Annotated in this window: 22 protein-coding genes; 10 read left to right on the top strand and 12 right to left on the bottom strand. The window is 67.2% G+C overall.

Annotated elements, in window-relative coordinates; all coding sequences use genetic code 11:
* Both PPZ50_RS14970 and PPZ50_RS14965 read right to left on the bottom strand, forming a co-directional pair.
* Positions 1 to 237, bottom strand: a complete 237-nt coding sequence (locus PPZ50_RS14970; RefSeq protein ID WP_126013406.1) for a hypothetical protein — start codon at positions 235 to 237, stop codon at positions 1 to 3.
* A gap of 14 nt (positions 238 to 251) precedes the next feature.
* Positions 252 to 551 carry a hypothetical protein gene (locus PPZ50_RS14965; RefSeq protein ID WP_126013403.1) on the bottom strand — a complete coding sequence of 100 codons (300 nt, stop codon included), beginning with the start codon at positions 549 to 551 and terminating at the stop codon, positions 252 to 254.
* A gap of 39 nt (positions 552 to 590) precedes the next feature.
* On the opposite strand from PPZ50_RS14965, the gene recO reads away from it, so the two are divergent.
* From recO to PPZ50_RS14950, 3 genes are all read left to right on the top strand, one after another.
* A complete protein-coding gene (recO, locus tag PPZ50_RS14960) occupies positions 591 to 1,322 on the top strand; it encodes a DNA repair protein RecO (RefSeq protein WP_066693238.1) in 732 nt (243 codons plus the stop codon).
* A 63-nt stretch (positions 1,323 to 1,385) separates the two neighbouring features.
* Positions 1,386 to 2,429, top strand: a complete 1,044-nt coding sequence (leuB, locus tag PPZ50_RS14955) for a 3-isopropylmalate dehydrogenase (protein ID WP_066693401.1) — start codon at positions 1,386 to 1,388, stop codon at positions 2,427 to 2,429.
* 105 nt (positions 2,430 to 2,534) lie between these two features.
* Complete coding sequence (locus tag PPZ50_RS14950) at positions 2,535 to 3,647, top strand: glycosyltransferase family 2 protein (protein ID WP_272815429.1); 1,113 nt, start codon at positions 2,535 to 2,537, stop codon at positions 3,645 to 3,647.
* 209 nt (positions 3,648 to 3,856) lie between these two features.
* Here PPZ50_RS14950 and PPZ50_RS14945 read toward each other — a convergent pair whose 3' ends face one another.
* The gene (locus PPZ50_RS14945) at positions 3,857 to 5,089 is read right to left on the bottom strand and encodes a glycosyltransferase family 39 protein (RefSeq protein ID WP_066693233.1); all 1,233 of its coding nucleotides are present in this window, start codon (positions 5,087 to 5,089) and stop codon (positions 3,857 to 3,859) included.
* 249 nt (positions 5,090 to 5,338) lie between these two features.
* Here PPZ50_RS14945 and PPZ50_RS14940 point away from each other — a divergent pair, with 249 nt between their 5' ends.
* Together PPZ50_RS14940 and PPZ50_RS14935 are read left to right on the top strand one after the other, a co-directional pair.
* Positions 5,339 to 6,562, top strand: a complete 1,224-nt coding sequence (locus PPZ50_RS14940) for an SAM-dependent methyltransferase (RefSeq protein WP_066693230.1) — start codon at positions 5,339 to 5,341, stop codon at positions 6,560 to 6,562.
* A 143-nt stretch (positions 6,563 to 6,705) separates the two neighbouring features.
* Positions 6,706 to 7,122 (top strand): hypothetical protein, encoded by a 417-nt coding sequence (locus tag PPZ50_RS14935; RefSeq protein WP_272815428.1) that lies wholly within the window; start codon positions 6,706 to 6,708, stop codon positions 7,120 to 7,122.
* Here PPZ50_RS14935 and PPZ50_RS14930 read toward each other — a convergent pair.
* From PPZ50_RS14930 to PPZ50_RS14900, 7 genes are all read right to left on the bottom strand, one after another.
* On the bottom strand, positions 7,077 to 7,826 hold the full coding sequence (locus tag PPZ50_RS14930) for a helix-turn-helix domain-containing protein (RefSeq protein ID WP_066693224.1): 750 nt from the start codon (positions 7,824 to 7,826) through the stop codon (positions 7,077 to 7,079). The two genes, PPZ50_RS14935 and PPZ50_RS14930, sit on opposite strands and share 46 nt — an antisense overlap.
* A gap of 215 nt (positions 7,827 to 8,041) precedes the next feature.
* Positions 8,042 to 8,311, bottom strand: a complete 270-nt coding sequence (locus PPZ50_RS14925) for an HPr family phosphocarrier protein (RefSeq protein WP_066693222.1) — start codon at positions 8,309 to 8,311, stop codon at positions 8,042 to 8,044.
* Positions 8,308 to 8,715, bottom strand: a complete 408-nt coding sequence (locus PPZ50_RS14920; RefSeq protein ID WP_055761511.1) for a PTS sugar transporter subunit IIA — start codon at positions 8,713 to 8,715, stop codon at positions 8,308 to 8,310. Before PPZ50_RS14920 ends, PPZ50_RS14925 begins: the two co-directional genes overlap by 4 nt.
* A 23-nt stretch (positions 8,716 to 8,738) precedes the next feature.
* The gene (gene rapZ / locus PPZ50_RS14915; protein WP_066693220.1) at positions 8,739 to 9,632 is read right to left on the bottom strand and encodes an RNase adapter RapZ; all 894 of its coding nucleotides are present in this window, start codon (positions 9,630 to 9,632) and stop codon (positions 8,739 to 8,741) included.
* Entirely contained in the window at positions 9,629 to 10,051 is a 423-nt protein-coding gene (locus PPZ50_RS14910; protein ID WP_066693218.1) for an HPr kinase/phosphorylase, read from the bottom strand. The genes rapZ and PPZ50_RS14910 overlap by 4 nt, the downstream gene beginning before the upstream one ends.
* Positions 10,048 to 11,619, bottom strand: coding sequence for a sensor histidine kinase (locus tag PPZ50_RS14905; RefSeq protein WP_066693216.1), 1,572 nt, complete (start codon positions 11,617 to 11,619; stop codon positions 10,048 to 10,050). The genes PPZ50_RS14910 and PPZ50_RS14905 overlap by 4 nt, the downstream gene beginning before the upstream one ends.
* A 158-nt stretch (positions 11,620 to 11,777) precedes the next feature.
* The gene (locus PPZ50_RS14900; protein ID WP_066693213.1) at positions 11,778 to 12,488 is read right to left on the bottom strand and encodes a response regulator transcription factor; all 711 of its coding nucleotides are present in this window, start codon (positions 12,486 to 12,488) and stop codon (positions 11,778 to 11,780) included.
* 376 nt (positions 12,489 to 12,864) lie between these two features.
* Between PPZ50_RS14900 and PPZ50_RS14895 the strand changes: the two genes are divergently transcribed.
* The 4 genes from PPZ50_RS14895 to PPZ50_RS14880 all read left to right on the top strand — a co-directional run bounded on the left by PPZ50_RS14895 (position 12,865) and on the right by PPZ50_RS14880 (position 15,407).
* Positions 12,865 to 14,472: a phosphoenolpyruvate carboxykinase gene (locus PPZ50_RS14895; protein WP_272815427.1), complete on the top strand. Its 1,608-nt coding sequence runs from the start codon at positions 12,865 to 12,867 to the stop codon at positions 14,470 to 14,472.
* 142 nt (positions 14,473 to 14,614) lie between these two features.
* On the top strand, positions 14,615 to 14,995 hold the full coding sequence (locus PPZ50_RS14890; protein ID WP_066693210.1) for a hypothetical protein: 381 nt from the start codon (positions 14,615 to 14,617) through the stop codon (positions 14,993 to 14,995).
* 27 nt (positions 14,996 to 15,022) lie between these two features.
* Positions 15,023 to 15,229, top strand: coding sequence for a hypothetical protein (locus tag PPZ50_RS14885; protein ID WP_066693208.1), 207 nt, complete (start codon positions 15,023 to 15,025; stop codon positions 15,227 to 15,229).
* Positions 15,219 to 15,407, top strand: coding sequence for a hypothetical protein (locus PPZ50_RS14880; protein ID WP_272815426.1), 189 nt, complete (start codon positions 15,219 to 15,221; stop codon positions 15,405 to 15,407). The genes PPZ50_RS14885 and PPZ50_RS14880 overlap by 11 nt, the downstream gene beginning before the upstream one ends.
* 166 nt (positions 15,408 to 15,573) lie before the next feature.
* On the opposite strand, the gene yaaA is transcribed toward PPZ50_RS14880, so the two are convergent.
* A complete protein-coding gene (gene yaaA, locus PPZ50_RS14875) occupies positions 15,574 to 16,326 on the bottom strand; it encodes a peroxide stress protein YaaA (protein ID WP_272815425.1) in 753 nt (250 codons plus the stop codon).
* Positions 16,327 to 16,579: 253 nt separating this feature from the next.
* On the opposite strand from yaaA, the gene PPZ50_RS14870 reads away from it, so the two are divergent.
* Complete coding sequence (locus PPZ50_RS14870; RefSeq protein WP_272815424.1) at positions 16,580 to 17,884, top strand: hypothetical protein; 1,305 nt, start codon at positions 16,580 to 16,582, stop codon at positions 17,882 to 17,884.
* 252 nt (positions 17,885 to 18,136) lie between these two features.
* On the opposite strand, the gene PPZ50_RS14865 is transcribed toward PPZ50_RS14870, so the two are convergent.
* Positions 18,137 to 18,607 (bottom strand): Lrp/AsnC family transcriptional regulator, encoded by a 471-nt coding sequence (locus PPZ50_RS14865; protein WP_066693198.1) that lies wholly within the window; start codon positions 18,605 to 18,607, stop codon positions 18,137 to 18,139.
* Positions 18,608 to 18,743: the final 136 nt, after the last annotated feature.

The following is an 18,743-nucleotide window of genomic DNA, read 5'->3' as shown; positions in this document are numbered from 1 at the left end:
CTACATCGCGCTGAAGATACAGTAAGCGAGGATCGGCACGCCGATCGTCGCGATCATCAATATCAGGCCGTGATCGCCGTCGCGTCGGTTCGTCGGGTCGCTCTCGACGACCCGGGTACGAAACCGGTTCGAAAAGAAATGATCGGGTTCGCTGTTGAGATAGACCGGCGGCTGCGGTGCATCGGCCGCGCGCTCGCTGGTGGTGCCCGACACGGGCTTGGAAACGGGATCTGACATGGTGCGGATTCCATCTATTCGATGCGGGAAACGGCGCGACGCACCGATCCCAAACAAAGATCGAATAAACCCCGAACTCGGACGGCGAACCGTTCCGAGTTCGGGCTACCCGCGTGCGGCGAGTTGGCCGGCGTGATTGAGAAAACGCTGATATGCTCGGCAAGCATCCATTTCACGAATATTGGAAATAAGAGCAGGTTAGTCAACAAGACTTTGTAGCCGATTTTCTGATTTCCATCAGGATTTGATGGCGATATTTTGCGCTGCATCATTCGGCGACGATTTTTGTTGAGCTGGTCGCGGATCGAATTCAAGACGTGGGATCGCTGGCAAACCCCTGCTAGACCCACCCCATGCACCTCAACACCACCGCCATCCTCCTCTCCGTGCGCCCGCACGGCGAACATGGTGCGGTCGTGCGGGTGCTGACCGAACATGCTGGCGTCCAGCCCGGTTACGTCCGCGGCGGGCGCAGCCGGGCGATCCGGCCGGTGCTGCAACCGGGCAACCTGATCCGCGGCGACTGGCGCGCGCGGACCGATACGCAGCTGGCGGCGCTGACCGTCGAACTGGTCGAAAGCCGCGCGCCGCTGTTCGCCGAGCCGTTGGCCGCCGCCGCGATCGACTGGATGTGTGCGCTGACCGCTTATGCGCTGCCTGAGGCGCAGCCCTATCCGCGCATCCATGCCGCGCTCGACGGGTTGTTCGCGGCCATCGCCGCGGCGCCGGGTGCGCGCGACTGGGTCGGGGCGCTGGTGCGGACCGAGTTGCTGATCCTGTCCGAACTGGGCTTCGGCCTGTCGCTCGACGAATGCGTCGCGACCGGGGTGACCGACGACCTGACCCATGTCAGCCCCAAGAGCGGCGGCGCGGTATCGCGGGCGGCGGCGGTCGGCCTCGAACACCGCCTGCTGCCGCTACCCGCCTTCCTGATCGAAGGGGGCCGGGCCGACTGGGCGGCGGCGTTCGACGGGCTGACGCTGTCGGGCCATTTCCTGTCGCGCGATTTGCTGGGGCTGAAGGGGCAGGACGTGCTGGCGGCGCGCACCCGGCTGGTCGAGCGGCTGAAAAGGACGGTTGCGTGAGCATGGCCGGTTGGGGCAGAGGCGTCCGCGCGTAATCTTCGTGCGCGAACGACGGATGATATGATGGCTTTGATCGCGATACTGCCCGGCGACGGGATCGGACCGGAAGTGGTGGCAGCGGCGCGCCAAGTGCTGGATGCGCTCGATCTCGGGCTGACGTTCGAGGAAGCACCGGTCGGCGGCGCGGCCTATCGCGCCCATGGCCATCCGCTGCCGCCCGCGACGCTCGATCTGGCCAAGCGTGCCGATGCCGTCCTGTTCGGCGCGGTCGGCGATCCCGAATTCGACAATGTCGCGCGCGAACATCGTCCGGAACAGGCGATCCTCGGCCTGCGCAAGGAACTGGGCCTGTTCGCCAATCTGCGCCCGGCCAAGCTGTTTGCGGGGCTGGAGGACGCCTCCGCGCTCCGCCCCGAAGTCGCCGCCGCGATCGACATGGTGATCGTGCGCGAGCTGACCGGCGACGTCTATTTCGGTGAGAAGGGCCGGGGCACGACGGCGGACGGCCTGCGCGAGGGCCATGACCTGATGCGCTATGACGAGGCGGAGGTCGCCCGCATCGCCCGCGTCGCGTTCGAGACGGCGCGCACCCGCAACCACCGGCTCTGTTCGGTCGACAAGGCCAACGTCCTCGAAACCTCGCAGCTATGGCGCGATGTGGTGATCGAAGTCTCGGCCGACTATCCCGATGTCGCGCTGACCCACATGTATGTCGACAATGCCGCGATGCAGCTGGTGCGCAATCCGGGCCAGTTCGACGTGATCGTCACCGGCAATTTGTTCGGCGACATATTGTCCGATCAGGCGAGCATGTGCGCCGGGTCGATCGGCATGCTGCCCTCCGCCGCGATCAATCAGGACAGGAAGGGCCTGTACGAACCGATCCACGGCTCGGCCCCCGATATCGCGGGCCAAGGCAAGGCGAACCCGCTGGCGACGATCCTGTCGGCGGCGATGATGCTGCGCCATTCGCTGGGGGAAGCGGATGCGGCCGACCGCATCGAGGCAGCGGTGACCGCCGCGCTGGTCGCTGGACACCGCACCCCCGACCTGGGCGGGACCGCGACGACGCAGGACATGACGAACGCGGTGCTGGCGGCGTTGTGATCCCGTTGCGGCGCCGTATCCCCGCGCAGGCGGGGATCCAGGGCCACGAAGGACGTCATCCGTGGCACTGGACCCCCGCCTGCGCGGGGGTACGATAGCGGGGATATGACCCCCCTCGACCTCGCCATCGTCGTGCCCGTATTCAACGAACGCGGCAACGTGCCGCTGCTCGTCGCCGCGCTCGACGCGGCGTTGGCCAGCATCGCGTGGGAAGCGATCTTCGTCGACGACGACAGCCCCGACGGCACCGCCGATGTCGCACGCGCCATCGCCCGCCATGACCCGCGCATCCGTGTGATCCAACGGATCGGCCGGCGCGGCCTGTCGAGCGCCTGTATCGAGGGGATGTGCGCCACCGCTGCGCCGCTGGTCGCGGTGATCGACGGCGATCTGCAGCATGACGAGACGCTGTTGCCGCGCATGGCGGCGGCGCTGACCGCCGACCCCGCGCTCGACCTGGTGATCGGCTCGCGCTTCGTCGCCGGCGGCGGGACCGGGGCATGGGACGCCGACCGCGTCGCCAAATCGGCGCTCGCCACCCGCCTGTCGCGCCGCGTGCTGAAGGCCGATCTGTCCGACCCGATGAGCGGCTTCTTCATGATCCGGGGCGAGGTCGTGCGCCGCGTCGTGCCGCGGCTGTCGGGGATCGGCTTCAAGATCCTGCTCGACATCCTGACCGCCGCGCCCCAGCCGCTCAAATTCGTCGAGCTGCCCTATGTGTTCCGCACCCGCCTGTTGGGGGAGAGCAAGCTCGACCATGTCGTCGCGCTCGAATATCTGATCGCGCTCTACGACCGGATGTTCGGGCGGGTGGTGCCGGTGCGCTTCGTCATGTTCTCCGCGATCGGCGCGGCGGGGGCGATCGTCCATCTCGCGGCGCTGGGGCTGCTGCTCGAACTGGGCGCAGGCTTCATCGCGGCGACGATCGTCGCGACGGTGGCGGCGATGACGTTCAATTTCTTCCTGAACAACCACCTGACCTATCGCGACCGGCGGCTGCGGGGGCCAAGGGCGCTGCTCGACGGCTGGGTATCGTTCTGCGCGGTATGTTCGGTCGGCGCGGTCGCCAATGTCGGGGTCGCGGCGTTCCTGTACGATGTGCGCGGCGGGGCGTGGGCGCTGCCGGCGCTGGCGGGAATCGCGGTCGGCGCGGTGTGGAATTTCGCGCTGTCGTCGCGGTTTACGTGGGGGCGGTACGGGCGGAAGCGCTCGGCCTAGTTTTCGCACCGAAGCGGGCGGAAGAGCAGGATTTTCGCGCAGAGGCGCAGAGTACGCAGAGAGGTTGCGATCGGGAGACGGCGCCTCCCTGTCCATTACGGTTAAGCGCCGCAGTCGCGGCAGCTGCAACCCCTCTGCGTCCTCTGCGCCTCTGCGCGAACAAACTCCTACTTTTCTCCGCGCCTCCGCGCCTCCGCGTGAACCCAATTCTAACGCCAGCTATCCAACCACATCCACCGGTTGAACGCCTGCGGCCCCGACAGCGGCGCGGCGGAGATGATCGGGTAGAAATACACGAACAGCATCAGCACCGGCAGCGCGAACCACTCGTTCGCCCGTGCGAAACGTCCCTTCGCATAAGCATGGAACGCCGCCGCCAACGCGAGGCACAACCAGATGCTCGACAGATGGTAATAATAATAGAAGCCGAGCGACTTGGGGATCACCGCCCACACCGCCAGCGATCCGACCCACAGCAGCCCAACCCCCAGCAACGCCCGCGATCGCCGCCGCCATCCGGCCCACAGGCACGCCGCCACCGCGACCAGCCCGCCCCACATGATCGCCGGATTGCCGAGCAGCAGCACGCCGCGCTGCACACCGTTATCGGGTTCGTAGAAATACCAGATCGGCCGGATCAGCAGCGGCCAGCTCCACCAGCTCGACTGATAGGGATGCGGCGCCAGTATCTGCGTCTGTCGCTGGTACATCTCGACCTGGAACGGGATCAGCCGCGACAGCGTCAGCGGGTCCTGCGCATAGAAGAAGGCGGGCGCGAAGGTCGCCAGATAGGTGCCGACACTCACCAGCCCGAACAGCGCCAGCGCGGGGAACAGCGACAGCCCCGGCCAGTAATCGCGCTGATCGCTCTTGCCCCAAATCAGCAGCAGCCCGGCGCCCGCAACATAGGGAATCGCTGCCCATTTGACCCCGACCGCCAGCCCGAACAGCACCGCCGACAGGGTAAGGCGCAACGCCGGCCGCCCGCGCATCGACCATAGCAACGCGGCGATGGCGAGCGTGGTGAACGCGCCCAGATACACCTCCAGCATCGCGGTGCGCGCCTCGATCAGCAGCGTCTGGTTCAGCATCGCCAGCCCCGCCCCGAACGCCGACACCGGCGTCCGCCGGAACAGCAGTTGCAGGCAGGCGAACACCCCCAGCACCGTCGCGGTCCCCGCCAGCGTGCCGAAGATCCGCCACCCCCACGGAGTATCGCCGAACAGCGCGATGCCCGCGGCGATGAACGCCTTCGCCACCAGCGGATGTTCGGTATTCGCCGGATAGGCCAGCGCCAGCAACGTCCTTGCGGCGGGCACGTAATGCACCTCGTCGAACGACAATTTGCCCGGTCGCCCGAGGCCCCACAGGAACAGCAACTGCGCCACGCATGCGATCAGCAGGGCGGTGGTCCATGGGCGATCGCGCAGGCGGGAGAGCATGGGGCGGCGGTGTAGCGGAAGCGGGCGGACCTGCAAATCCTCCCCGGAACGGGGAGGGGGACCGTCGTCGAAGGCGATGGTGGAGCGTGCGGGCGGCGCAACGCGGCGGTTCCGTATGCGGACACCCCCTCCACCATGCTCCGCATGGTCCCCCTCCCCGTGCCGGGGAGGGTCTCAAAGCTCCCTGCCGGGGAGGATCGCAACGGTTCGCCCATCACTTGCCACATTCCGTCCGTATTGGACCGAGCCATGGCACTGATCGACACGTTCCTCGCCCGTACCGTCCGCCGCGGTACGCTCTCGCTCACCCATGCCGATGGCCGCACCGTTACCTTCGGCACCGCCGATCCGGCCTTTCCCGACGTCGCGATCCGCTTCACCCAGCCCGGCGTGGCGGGGCGCATCGTCCGCCATCCCGCGCTGGGCGCGGCGGAGGCGTATATGGACGGCGAACTGGTCATCGACCGCGGCGACATTCGCGATCTGGTCGAGCTGCTGACGTCCAACACCCCCTGGGGCCGGGGCAGCGGCCTTGCTCCGTCGCTGCCGATCCGCCTGTTCGACGCGGTCCGTCACCGGGTCGACCGGGTCAATATGGCCCGCCGGTCGAAACGCAACGTCGCGCATCATTACGACCTGTCCGACCGGCTCTACGCGCTCTTCCTCGACACCGACCTCCAGTATAGCTGCGCCTATTTCACCGATCCCGCCAACAGCCTCGAACAGGCGCAGGCGGACAAGAAGGCGCATATCGCCGCGAAACTGGCGCTGAAGCCCGGCATGCGCGTGCTCGACATCGGCTGCGGCTGGGGCGGGATGGCGCTGTACCTGCATGAAAAGACCGGCGCGGAAGTGCTGGGCGTCACCCTGTCCGAAGAGCAGATCAAGGTCGCCCGCCGCCGCGCGGAGGAAGCCGGCGTCGCCGACAAGGTGAAGTTCGAACTGATCGACTATCGCGCCGTCACCGGCCGGTTCGACCGGATCGTGTCGGTCGGCATGTTCGAACATGTCGGCCCGCCGCAATACGGCACCTTCTTCCGCAAGTGCCGCGAACTGCTGACCGACGACGGCGTCATGCTGCTGCACACCATCGGGCGGATGGGCGTGCCGGGCGTCACCGACACCTTCACCACGAAATACATCTTCCCCGGCGGCTACAACCCGGCGCTGTCGGAAATCGTGCGCGGTTATGAAGGGACCAAGCTGATCGCGACCGATATCGAGGTGCTGCGCGTCCATTATGCGCTGACCATCGACCATTGGTACGATCGCACGGTGGCGGCGAAGGACCAGATCGTCGCGCTGTACGACGAGAAATTCTACCGCATGTGGACCTTCTACCTCGCCGGCGCGGCGGCCGCCTTCCGCCATGGCGGCATGGTCAACTACCAGGTCCAGCTCACCCGCAACCGCCTGTCGCTGCCGCTGACCCGCGATTACATGCTGGAGGAAGAGCGCCGTTTGCGGGGATAGGCTGTCGCCTGCTTCTCTCGTCACCCCGGGCTTGACCCGGGGTCCCGCTTCTCCAGCAACAATGATTGCGAAGCGCCACCCCGGATCATGTCCGGGGCGACGGCGAGGCTTGTCGCATGGAACTCAATCGGCAACGATGCGCCATGGCCTTGTTCGCATGGATTTCCCGGCGATATGCAACGTCGATCAAACCTGACGGCTTCGGCCAAAGCCTGCTCGACGACCTGCGCTGGATCTGGCGCGTGCGTCGTTATCGGCAGCTCACCATGACTTGGCGCGCGCCAACCCCCGACGAAGAAGCCGCGATCATCGCCGACCCACTGCTCGGGCGGTTCGGCGACGATACGATCGGCATCGCGGAGATCGACGGCTTGCGCTGCATCGTCCGCGATCGCGACTGGTTCGGCTGGCCCGATCCGCCGCGCTTCGTGTTCTTCGCGATGGCGGGGGATCGGGTCGCAGCGGCAGCGGACTTCAACGATTGGCCATCCTGCTGGACGCCGGCGCCGCCCGACTATTCGATCGTGACCCCGACGACCTTCCACTCGCCGCCCTCCTGATTCACCGTCACCGTCTCGATCTTCTCGCCACCGGTCGCGAAGCGGGTGCGGAACTTGAGCATTTCGACGCCGGCGGGCGGCACGGGAATGGTTTCCTGCTCCTGCAAGGTCCGCGACACCACCGCGCCCAGCGGCGGGCGGACGCGCTGCGACACCTCGCTCCACACCTGTTCGCTGTTCAGCTTGCGAAACGCCGCACCGAAACGGGCGTAACTCTCGCTCCACCGCCCGGCATCGACCAACTCGAGGAACTGGCGCGCGGCATCGGGGGCCGCGGTGGCGGGGGCGGTCGTGGCGGCCGGCGGGGCCTGGGTCGCACCGGGCATCAGGGTCAGGGCCAGCAGGCCGAGGGCGAAGGTCATCAGCATCACTCCGATCAGAACCGGCAGCCGGCGCCGCGCCGGTGCCGCGCCGTCGTCCGGCGCCTGTCCGACATCGTTCGCCGCGCTCCTCGCGTCCTCCCCGGTTCTTTCGTCCCCCAGATTTTCGGGGGTCTCGGCATCCAGCAACAGCCGGGCCGCCTCACGGCTGCTCGACACCATCAGCTTGCGCCGCGCGTCCCGCAGCCGTTCGTTGATGGTATGGACCGACAGCCCCAGCGTCACCGCGACCGACTTCGCATCATGCCCACGCACGATCAGGCGCAGCGTCTGCTTTTCCTTTTCGGTCAGGGCGTCGATGCCCTGTCTGGCCGGCATGGTCATGGCGTTCGGCCTATGGCCGGGGCGGGGGAGGGGCCACCCCTAAAAATTTGGGAAAGGCGGTTAGCCGTTCTTCGCCCCGCCCTCCCATAAGCCTCGCCCCAGCGCAGGCTGGGGCATCGAGCGGCTCCTGTAGCGCCCTATCACTAGGAGATCCCAGCCTTCGCTGGGATGACGTGCGGGGCGGGGTAACGGTGGGAAGCAGTTCGCCCGCCCGCTCAATCCTCGCCGAAGCGATCCTCGACCAGCTGGCACAACTGCCCCACCACCGCCTCGGCACCGTCGCCCGACGCGCTGATCGTGATATGGTCGCCCTTGGCGGCACCCAGCATCATCAGGCCCATGATCGACGTGCCGGTCACCCGCGATCCGTCCTTTTCGACGCTCACCTCGATCGGGGCGGCGGCGGCCATCGTCACGAACTTGGCGCTCGCGCGCGCGTGCAGCCCGCGGCGGTTGGTGATCTGGACGGTGCGGGTGACGCTCACGCCGCCGCCTCGCCCAGCACTTCGCTGGCGACAGAGATGTACTTGCGCCCCGCCTCGCGCGCGGCGGCGACGGCTTCGGCGACCTTCATCGCCTTGCGTGCGCCGCCCAACCGGATCAGCATCGGCAGGTTGATGCCGGCGATCACCTCGATCCGGCCGGTTTCCATCAGCGAGATGGCGAGGTTGCTGGGGGTCCCGCCGAACAGGTCGGTCAGCACGATCACGCCCTGACCGGCATCGACATCGGCAATCGCCTTGGCGATGTCGGCGCGGCGCTCCTCCATATCGTCCTCGGGACCGATACAGACCGTGCCGATCCGCTCCTGCGGACCCACGACATGTTCCATCGCCACGACGAACTCCTCGGCAAGACGTCCGTGCGTCACCAAAACCAGGCCGATCATGTTCGTCGTCGTTCCTACATCCGTCATGGCGCCTGCTTCGCGCCTTCCAGCGAATCCTGCGGCGCGGTGCCCAGGTCGCGATGGTGTATCGTGGGCGAAAATCCTTGTGCGCGCAACCATGCGCCCATCCGTTCGGCGACATGGACCGACCGGTGCCTACCGCCGGTACAGCCGAACGCGATGGTGACATAGGATTTCCCCTCCGCGCGGTAGCGGGGAAGGAGGGTCAGCAGCATCGTCTCGAACGAAGCGATCGCCGCGTCATACGCCGGATCGGCCTGCACATAGGCCGCGACATCGGGGTCCAGCCCCGTACCCGGCCGCAGCACCGGGTCCCAGTGCGGATTGCGCAGGAACCGCATGTCGAGCACGATATCGGCGTTGCGCGGCACCCCGCGCGAAAAGCCGAACGACAGCACCGACAGTACCGGATCGCTGCTGTCCGGCTCGGCAAAGGTCTCGCGCGTCCATTGCGCCAGATCGGCACGAGAGAAATTGGTGGTGTCGAGCAACCGGTTGGCGAAGGCGCGTAAGGGTTCGAGCACCTCGCGCTCGCTCTCGATCCCATCGGCGGCGGTGCGGTCGCTGGCCAGCGGATGCCGTCGCCGCGTCTCGTTGTAACGGCGCTCCAGCTCGGCCTGGCTGCTGTCGAGGAACAGCACGCTGACCCCGAAATCGGGCCGGGCGCGGATCGCGGCGACGATCTGTTCGGCATCGAAGCCGCGCGTGCGGGTGCCGATGCCGATCGCGAGCGGCCGGTCGGCATCGGCCGGGCTGGCGGCGATCAGGTTGCCGAGCAGGCGCAGCGGCAGGTTGTCGACAATGTCCCAGCCGCTGTCCTCCAGCGTCTTGAGCACCGTCGATTTTCCCGCGCCGGACATGCCGGTGACGAGCAGGATGGAGGCGTGACGCATCATCGGGCGATCCTGTCGAGCATGAGGTGGAGTCGGGCCGGGGCCGATGCCTCCAGCAATGCCATGGTATAGGCGGGCAGCGCTATGCCCGCGACGACATGGGTCATAGCCTCGGGCATCCGCTCGGGCGTGCCGGATGCGATCCACAGCGCAACCGGCACATCGCGGACATAGGGGCGTTCGACGATACCGATCCCGCGCACCTCGATCCGCCCGGCGATGGTCGCGGGCGGCGCGGCGCGCAGCACACCGTCCCGCGCCGTCAGCAACGTATAGTCGTCGCTGACCAGCATCGCGCCGGCATCGATCAGCCGCAGCGTCAGGTCGGACTTGCCCGCCCCCGACGGCCCGGCGATCAGCACGCCCCGCCCGTCGATCGCGACGCACGAGGCATGCACGGTTTGCGGAGGCTCGTCGCTCATGCGCCGGCCACCGGCAGCTGCACGACGAAGCGCGCGCCGTCGCGGTGGTCCCTGCGTGATTCTGCGGCGATCATACCGCCATGCCCTTCGACGATGGTCCGCGCGATGGCAAGGCCAAGGCCGGAATGTCGTCCGAAAGCCTCGTCGCCCGGTCGCACCGAATGGAAGCGGCGAAACACCGCCTCGCGCTGTTCGGGGGGGACGCCCGGGCCTTCGTCGACCACCTCGATCTCGATCAGGTCGCCGTCGTTGGTGCCCGCGATCCTCACCGTGCCGCCGGGGGGCGAGAAGGAGATGGCATTGTCGATCAGATTGGCGAACACCCGCTCCAGCCGCGCACCCTCGCCATGCACCACCAGCGGCTCGTCCGGGTCGAAATGCAGCGTCACGCCGCGCGCGATCCCGCGTTCGGTGCGATAGGCGACCAGCGCGCCGATCAGCGCGCCCAGATCGACCGCCTCGAACTTCGCCCGTGCCAGCTGCGCATCCAGCCGCGACGCGTCGGAGATATCGGTAATCAGCCGGTCGAGCCGGTGCACATCGTCCTGCACGATCGCCAGCAGCTGCGCGCGCAGCTCGGGGTCCTTGACCGCACCCAACCCGTCGACCGCCGACCGCAGCGAGGCCAGCGGGTTCTTCAATTCGTGCGTCACATCGGCGGCGAAGGCTTCGGTCGCGTCGATCCGGCTGCGCAGCGCGCTGGTCATGTCGGACAGTGCGCGGGCGAGCATCCCGATCTCGTCGCGGCGGCTGGGCAGGCGCGGCACGACGACCTCGCGCGCGCGACCGAGCCGCACCCGGATCGCGGCGCGGGCCAGCATCCGCATCGGCCGGACGATGGTGCGCGCAAGGAACAGCGACAGCAGCACCGACAGCAGAAACGCGACCGCCAGCACCAGGCTCAACCGCGCCCGCTCGGTCCTGACGGTCGAGGTGATGTCGCGCGCGTTGACCGTCGCCATCAGCACCCGATCCTCGGGCAGCGGCGCGGCGGCGGTGACCACCGGCGTCCGGTCGGGCGCGCGCCACACGCTCGCCGCCGTGCCGCCGGTGGTGCGCACCGTCACCACATCGGGCCAGCGCAGGCCGCGCCCGGGGGCACGTTCGCGGTACAGCGGGTCGCGGTCGTTGCCGACCACCGTATCGATCCCGGCGTCGAGCGCGCGGGCGGCATCCTGTTGCCAGCCGTCCTTGTCCGGGTCGACCAGCTGGAAATTGCGCACGCCCAGCGCGCGGCTGTCCGCCACCAGCCGCCCGCGCCGGTCATAGATGCGCAGCCGCAGCCCCGACTTGCGCGCGAAATTGACCATCTCGTCGGTGCGGTCGTCGGGCGGCAGCAGCGCCAGCGCCTCGGCGATCAACCGCACCTCGCGCTCGGCCTGCGCCACCCGTCCGTCGACGATCCGCGCGCGATAGCTGTCGAGATAGAAGAACCCGCCCGCCAGCAGCGCGAGCGCGAAGATGTTCACGAACAGGATGCGCGGGGTGAGCGACACCCGGCCCGACCAGCGCAGCGACAGCGCGCCTTCGTCGACCGGCAGGTCCTCGGGCGGATCAGCGGGGGGCATGGTGGCGTGCCCTCACGCGCCGACGTACCCCCGCGCAGGCGGGGGTCCAGAGCCAAGCAATACCGCCGGGTGCGTACGGGGCCCTGGACCCCCGCCTGCGCGGGGGTACGGCTACATGGCGGAAAGCAGGCGAGCGATCGCCGCCGACCAACCCCACCCTATTCGTCCGAAAACCGATACCCCGCGCCATACAGCGTCTCGATCGCATCGAATTCCTTGTCGACCTGCCGGAACTTGCGGCGCAACCGCTTGATATGGCTGTCGATCGTGCGGTCGTCGACATAGATGTCGTCCTGATAGGCGGCGTCCATCAACTGGTTGCGCGTCTTGACGATGCCGGGGCGGCTGGCGAGCGTTTCGAGGATCAGGAACTCGGTCACGGTCAGCGTGACGTTCTCTCCGTTCCACGTCACCTTGTGCCGCGCCGGGTCCATCGCCAGCCGCCCGCGCTCCAGTACCGCCTGCGGGCTCCCCTCGGGACTGCCCGGCTCGCCGGCCTGCGCCGGTTCGGCGCGGCGCAGAATGGCGCGGATGCGCGCGATCAGCAGGCGCTGCGAAAACGGCTTGGCGATATAGTCGTCGGCACCCATGGCAAGGCCGAGCGCCTCGTCCAGCTCGTCGTCCTTGCTGGTCAGGAAGATCACCGGCAACCGGCTCTTTTCCCGCAACCGCCGCAGCAGCTCGAGGCCGTCCATCCGCGGCATCTTGATGTCGAGTACCGCCAGGTCGGGCGGATTCTCGGCAAAGGCCTTCAGCGCAACCTCGCCGTCCGAATAGACCCGCGTGACGAACCCTTCGGTCTGCAACGCGATCGACACCGACGTCAGGATGTTACGGTCGTCATCGACCAGCGCGATCGTCGCGGTCATGCCACAAGGTCCATCTGCATCACGCTCGACGGTTAGGGGAAAGGGGGCGAACGCTCAATCCCCGAGCCGGCAGCGAGGGACATTCGTTCTTTGGCGAGAGATATCCCCCCAACCGTCACCCCGGGCTTGACCCGGGGTCCCGCTTCTTACCCACGCCGGAAAAAAGAAGCGGGACCCCGGATCAAGTCCGGGGTGACGAAGAAAGGGCGGCCATATATCATATAAATCCACATCTAACCCATTGGTCGCGACCACAAAACATCACGACGATAATGTTGTTTAACGTGTTTGACGGCTACCATCCCCGCGCCTAAACCAACCGCAAATCGCGGGGCGGGTCCACCGTCCGCGAGTCGATACCCGAGGGAGAACAAGCATGGCGATCGTCACGCCCGAACACGACCTGGCCGCAATGGGAATCGAAACCGGCGCCGAAGTGCACTGGAACCTGCGCACGCCGCAGCTGGTCGAGTTGGCGGTCGCGCGCGGTGAAGGGCGGCTGGCCAAGGACGGCCCGCTGGTCGTCACCACCGGTCGCCACACCGGCCGCAGCCCGCAGGACAAGTTCATGGTCCGCGACGCGGTGACCGAGGACACCGTGTGGTGGGGCAAGACCAACCGCGCGATGGACCCGGCGCATTTCGCCACGCTGAAGGCCGATTTCCTTGCCGAGCTGGTCAACGAACCGAACCTGTTCGTGCAGGACCTGTTCGGCGGGTCGCAGCCCGAACACCGGGTGAAGGTCCGCGTCATCAATACGCTGGCATGGCACAACCTGTTCATCCGTACGATGCTGGTCCGCCCCGAAAACGCCGATCTCGCGGGCTTCGTCCCCGACTTCACCATCATCGACCTGCCCAATTTCCGCGCCGATCCCGCGCGTCACGGTTGCCGCAGCGAGACGGTGATCGCGGTCAGCATGACCGAAAAGCTGATCCTGATCGGCGGCACGCAGTACGCGGGTGAGATGAAGAAGTCGGTGTTCGGCCTCTTGAACTTCCTGCTGCCCGAAACCGGCACCATGCCGATGCACTGTTCCGCCAATATCGGTCCCAAGGGCGATACGGCGGTGTTCTTCGGCCTGTCGGGCACCGGCAAGACGACGCTGTCGGCCGATGCCAGCCGCACGCTGATCGGCGACGACGAACATGGCTGGTCGGACACGGCGGTCTTCAATTTCGAAGGCGGCTGCTATGCCAAGATGATCCGCCTGTCGGCCGAGGCCGAGCCGGAAATCTTCGCCACGACCCGGCGCTTCGGCACCGTCCTCGAAAATGTCGTGATGGACCCGGACACGCGGGTGCTCGACCTCGACGATCCCAGCCTCGCCGAAAATTCGCGCGCGGCCTATCCGATCGACTTCATCCCCAATGCCTCGGCCGACAATATGGGGCCGGTGCCGAGCAACGTCGTGATGCTGACCGCCGACGCCTTCGGGATCCTGCCCCCGATCGCGAAGCTGACCCCGGACCAGGCGATGTACCATTTCCTGTCGGGCTATACGTCGAAGGTGGCGGGGACCGAGATCGGCGTGACCGAGCCGGAGCCGGTCTTCTCGACCTGTTTCGGCGCGCCGTTCATGCCGCGCCACCCCTCGGTCTATGGCAATCTGCTGAAGGAGCGCATCGCCAGGGGCAATGTCGCGTGCTGGCTGGTCAATACCGGCTGGACCGGCGGCCAATATGGCGAGGGGCGGCGGATGCCGATCAAGGCGACGCGCGCGCTGCTCAACGCCGCGCTCGACGGATCGCTGAACGACGCCGAATTCCGCACTGATCCCTATTTCGGGTTCCAGGTGCCGGTGTCGGTGCCGGGCGTCGACGCCGCGATCCTCGACCCGCGGTCGACCTGGGCCGATGGCGCCGCCTATGACCGCACCGCCGCCAAGCTGGTCGACCTGTTCACCGCCAACTTCGCGCAGTTCGCCGATGCGGTCGACGCCGGGGTGCGCGACGCCGCCCCGCGCGTCGCCGAACCGGCCTGAAGTCAGGAGAGGGAGCGCCCCCGCCACGTAAGCGGGGGCGCCTTTTCCGATCTTGATCAAGCTATTGTAAGTTAATGAAATATTCCGGAACTTGCCGGGTCGGGCTATCGTTCGTTCGGCGACCGTCACCGGAGGTTTCACCATGGATTACCGCAAGCTGGCCTTCGGGCTCGGCATATTCTCGATCGCGCTTGGCGCCGCCGAACTGCTCGGATCGAAGCGGATCACCCGCGCGCTGGATGCCGATGGCCATGAGGGGCTGGTGAAGGGCTTCGGCGCGCGCGAACTGCTCGCCGGGGCCAATCTGCTCGCCGCGCCGGCACATGCGACCAATGTCTGGAACCGGGTGGCGGGCGACGCGATGGACCTGAGCGCGCTGGCGCTCGCCGCCCGCAAATCGCCCGGCAATCGCGCGATCTGGGGATCGATCGCCTTCGTCATCGGCGCGACGTTGCTCGACATCGCGACGGCGCGCGGGCTGGACGCGACGACCGGCAAGACATTGCCCGTCGCAGCGGGATAGCCCGGCGGCTTGCCGCGTTGATGCGCCATGCCCCACGCTCTCCACGAACCGCAATCCGCCGACCTGACGCTGCGCGCCGGGCGCAAGCTGCGCCTAAGGGCAGGGGTCCATGTCACCCCGGCCGGTTTGCTGTCGATCGGCGCGCTGGTATCCTCGATCCTGTTGTCCAGCGCGGCGATCGTCGTCGCCGCGCGGATACCGGCGCGGGATCGGGAGAAGCGCGATGTTCTATGACTCCAACGCCTGGCCACCGCCCCCCGACGGCTATGAACCGCCCAGGCCCCCGGCGCGGCTGACCCGCCCGCAGGAACGGGTGATGATCGGCAGCATCGGGCTGTTCCTGCTGGTCATGTTCGTCGGGCCGCTGGCCGGGTCGTCGGTGATCGCGGGGCTGATCGCGGTGTTTTCGTAACCCGCCATTCCAAACTCCGCTTGGTTCGAGCAGCTTCGAGCCTGTCGAGAAGCGTCCGTCGAGAACGCGCCGTTTGGGACAGCTCCTTCTCGACTACGGTTCTCGACAGGCTCGAACCTGCGCTCGAAGCAAACGGGGAGGGGGCAAGGGGGAAGACCAAGCCCATTCACCCCCGAACGAACATCCACCGATCCCCCTCAGCCCCCGCAAACCGATACCCATCGCTATCGAACCCCTGCATCGCCTCGACCTCGATCACGCGATGCTCGCACATCCACCGCGCCATCATCCCCCGCGCCCGCTTCGCATGGAAGCTGACGAAGCGCGGCCCATCCGGCCCGTCCTCGCGGAAATCGACCTCGATCACCCGCACATCGCCCGGCAGCTTGCCCGCCACCGCATGCCAATATTCCTGGCTGGCGAGGTTCAGCACCACGTCCGATCCGCTCGCCCGGACATCCTCCGCCAGCAGTTCCGCGATCCGGTCGTCCCAGAACGCGTACAAATCCTTCGCCCGCCCCGGCGCCCAGCGCGTGCCCATCTCCAGCCGGTACGGCTTGATCGCGTCCAGCGGCCGCAGCAGTCCGTACAGCCCCGACAGGATCCGCACATGGTCCTGCGCGAAATCGAACTGCGCCGTCTCCAGCGACTTGGCGTCGAACCCGGCATAGACGTCGCCCGCGAACGCCAGCAGCGCCGGCCGCTCCTCCGCACCGTCGAACGCGCGATACCGACCGGCATTCAGCTCGGCCAGCTTGGGCGAAATCCGCATCAGCTCGCCCAGCTTCTTCGCGCCCAGCCGCGCCGCGCCGCGCGCGATCTGCCCGCTCTCCTCGGGAAAGCGCGGCGCGCTCCACGTCAGGTCGGGCAGCGTGCTCGTATAATCGAGCGTCTTGGCGGGGGACAGGATCGCGATCATCGCGAGCCGCCTATCGGCCGCAAACCGACACGTCAAAGGGGATGGGGCGTTTGGTCCGCTCGCGCGGAACCGGTACCGCGTCGATCCGGCAACGCCGGATCGCACAACGGACCCGAACCGTTCAACGCGCGTTCAGCGCAGGTCCGGCAACGCATCGTTACGTGCGTGTGCTTGTGCGGACGCATGGTTCGACCTAGATGGGCCGCGCCTGCCGGGCGCGTGCCTGGCACCAGTTTTCGGGAGAGATCACGGCATGACGTTCGTTTCCAAGGCCGCCCTGGCCGCCCTGCTCGGCATGGGTGCGACCCTGGTCGTCGCCCCGACCGCCGATGCCCAGCGCAAGAAGAAGGAAGAGGCAGCCGCCGCGCCGCAGATTCAGGTCGGCGAAGCCTTCCGCACCGCCGCGCTCGCCGCCGACGCCGCGATCAAGGCCAAGAATTTCGCCGCCGCCGATCAGCAGATCGCCGCGATGCAGGCCGCGATGACCGCCGGCAACCAGGACGAGGCCTATTTCCTCGCCCAGCTGAAGGTGCAGAATGCGCAGGCGAAGAACGACCGCCCGGCGCTCGCGGCGGCGATCGACGAACTGCTCGCCAGCCCGAAGCTGAAGCCCGAAGAGCGCGGCGGCCTCTATTACAACCGCGGCGTCCTCGCGCTCGACACCAAGCAGACCGATGTCGCGGTGCAGAATTTCGAACGCGCCAAGCAGGCCGGCTATAACGAACCCGACCTCGAACTGCGCCTCGCCAGCATCGCGATCCAGAAGGGGCAGGTCGATCAGGGCCTCGCCAGCCTCGAAAAGGTCATGGCCGCGCGCAAGGCCGCCGGTCAGCCCGTGCCGGCAGGCTGGTACGACCTCGCCATCTCGCAGCTCTATCGCTCGAACCGTCCGGTCGAGGCGGGTCAGTGGGCGCGCCGCAAGCTGGCGGAATATCCCACGCAGGCGAACTGGCGCACCGTGCTGGCGCTGTTCCGCGACCGCGCGGACAACAAGGGCGCGACGCTCGGCAACCAGGCTCGCGTCGACATTCTGCGCCTGATGCGCGACACCAAGTCGCTGGCCGACCAGAACGACTATCGCGACTATGTGCAGACCACGCAGGACATCGGCCTGCCCTATGAAACCGTCGCGGTGATCGACGAAGGGCGCGCCTCGGGCAAGATTCCGGCCTCGGCCGCGATCTTCAACACCGTCCGCACCACCGCGCAGACCCAGATCAAGGCCGACGGGTCGGCCGCCGCGCTGGAAACCCGCGCCAAGTCCGGCCCGAACGGCCGTCCGGCGATGGCGGCGGGCAACGTCTATCTGGCGACCGGCAACAACGCCAAGGCGGTCGAGATGTACAATCTCGCGCTGCAAAAGGGCGGGATCGACGCCGACGAAGCCAACACCCGCATCGGCATCGCCCATGCCCGTGCCGGCCAGGCGGCGGAAGCGAAGGCGGCGTTCGGCAAGGTGACGACCACCGGCCCGCGCGCCGAAATCGCCAGCTTCTGGACCTTCTACGTCGACAATCCCCGCATCGTCGCGTCGACCCCGGCGGTCGGCAACAACTGATCGGGTGACCCGAACGCGAAACGGCCCGGACCAGCGATGGTCCGGGCCGTTTTCGTTTGGGGGAGGGGGCGGCAGTCCCGATCACTCCGTTTCCATCCCAACCACCCCGTTTGGTTCGAGTAGCGATCGAGCGAAGTCGAGAGCGCGTATCGAGAACGGGGTTCCGCTGGGCGGGTGTTCTCGACAGACGCTTCTCGACAAGCTCGAAGCTGCTCGAACCGAACGGGGTGGCTTATCGCCGGGAGAGGGTAATCACTCCCCGGCGGAAACCGGAATCCCCGGCAGCGCCTTCGACGTCCTGACCGTCGGCGACGTCTTCACGCTCGCCACATTGGGCGCGGTAATCAGCTGCGTCGTCAGCATCGACTGGAAGGATTCGAGGTCCGCCGCGACGATCTTGAGGATGAAGTCGATCTCGCCGTTCAGCATATGGCATTCGCGCACCTCGGGGATCGTCGCGATATGCTCCTCGAACGCGGCAAGGTCGCTGCCCGCCTGGCTCTTCAGGCTGACCAGCGCGAAGACCGTGATCGTGAACCCCAGCAGCCGGGGATCGAGCGCGGCATGATAGCCGCGGATCGCGCCGGCCTCTTCCAGCGCGCGGACGCGGCGCAGGCAGGGCGGGGCGGTCAGCCCGACGCGCTCGGCCAGTTCGACGTTCGTCATCCGCCCGTCCTCCTGCAACAGGGCAAGGATTTGCCGGTCGATACGATCGAAAGCCATGATAGTGTTCCGTGTTAGGGTCCGAATGATTGCCCTGCCTACAGCATTATAAAATTACGCGGAAGCGCAATTGTCCCACATTGCGACGTGCCGAAAATGGGCAGTTCCGTATTAACGACGTCGGCGTTAAGGGTCG

The sequence above is a fragment of the Sphingomonas hankookensis genome, assembly GCF_028551275.1.
In the GTDB taxonomy this organism is placed as follows: domain Bacteria; phylum Pseudomonadota; class Alphaproteobacteria; order Sphingomonadales; family Sphingomonadaceae; genus Sphingomonas; species Sphingomonas hankookensis_A.
Note: the sequence above shows the minus strand (reverse complement) of the source record. Positions and strands in the feature narration are given on the sequence as shown.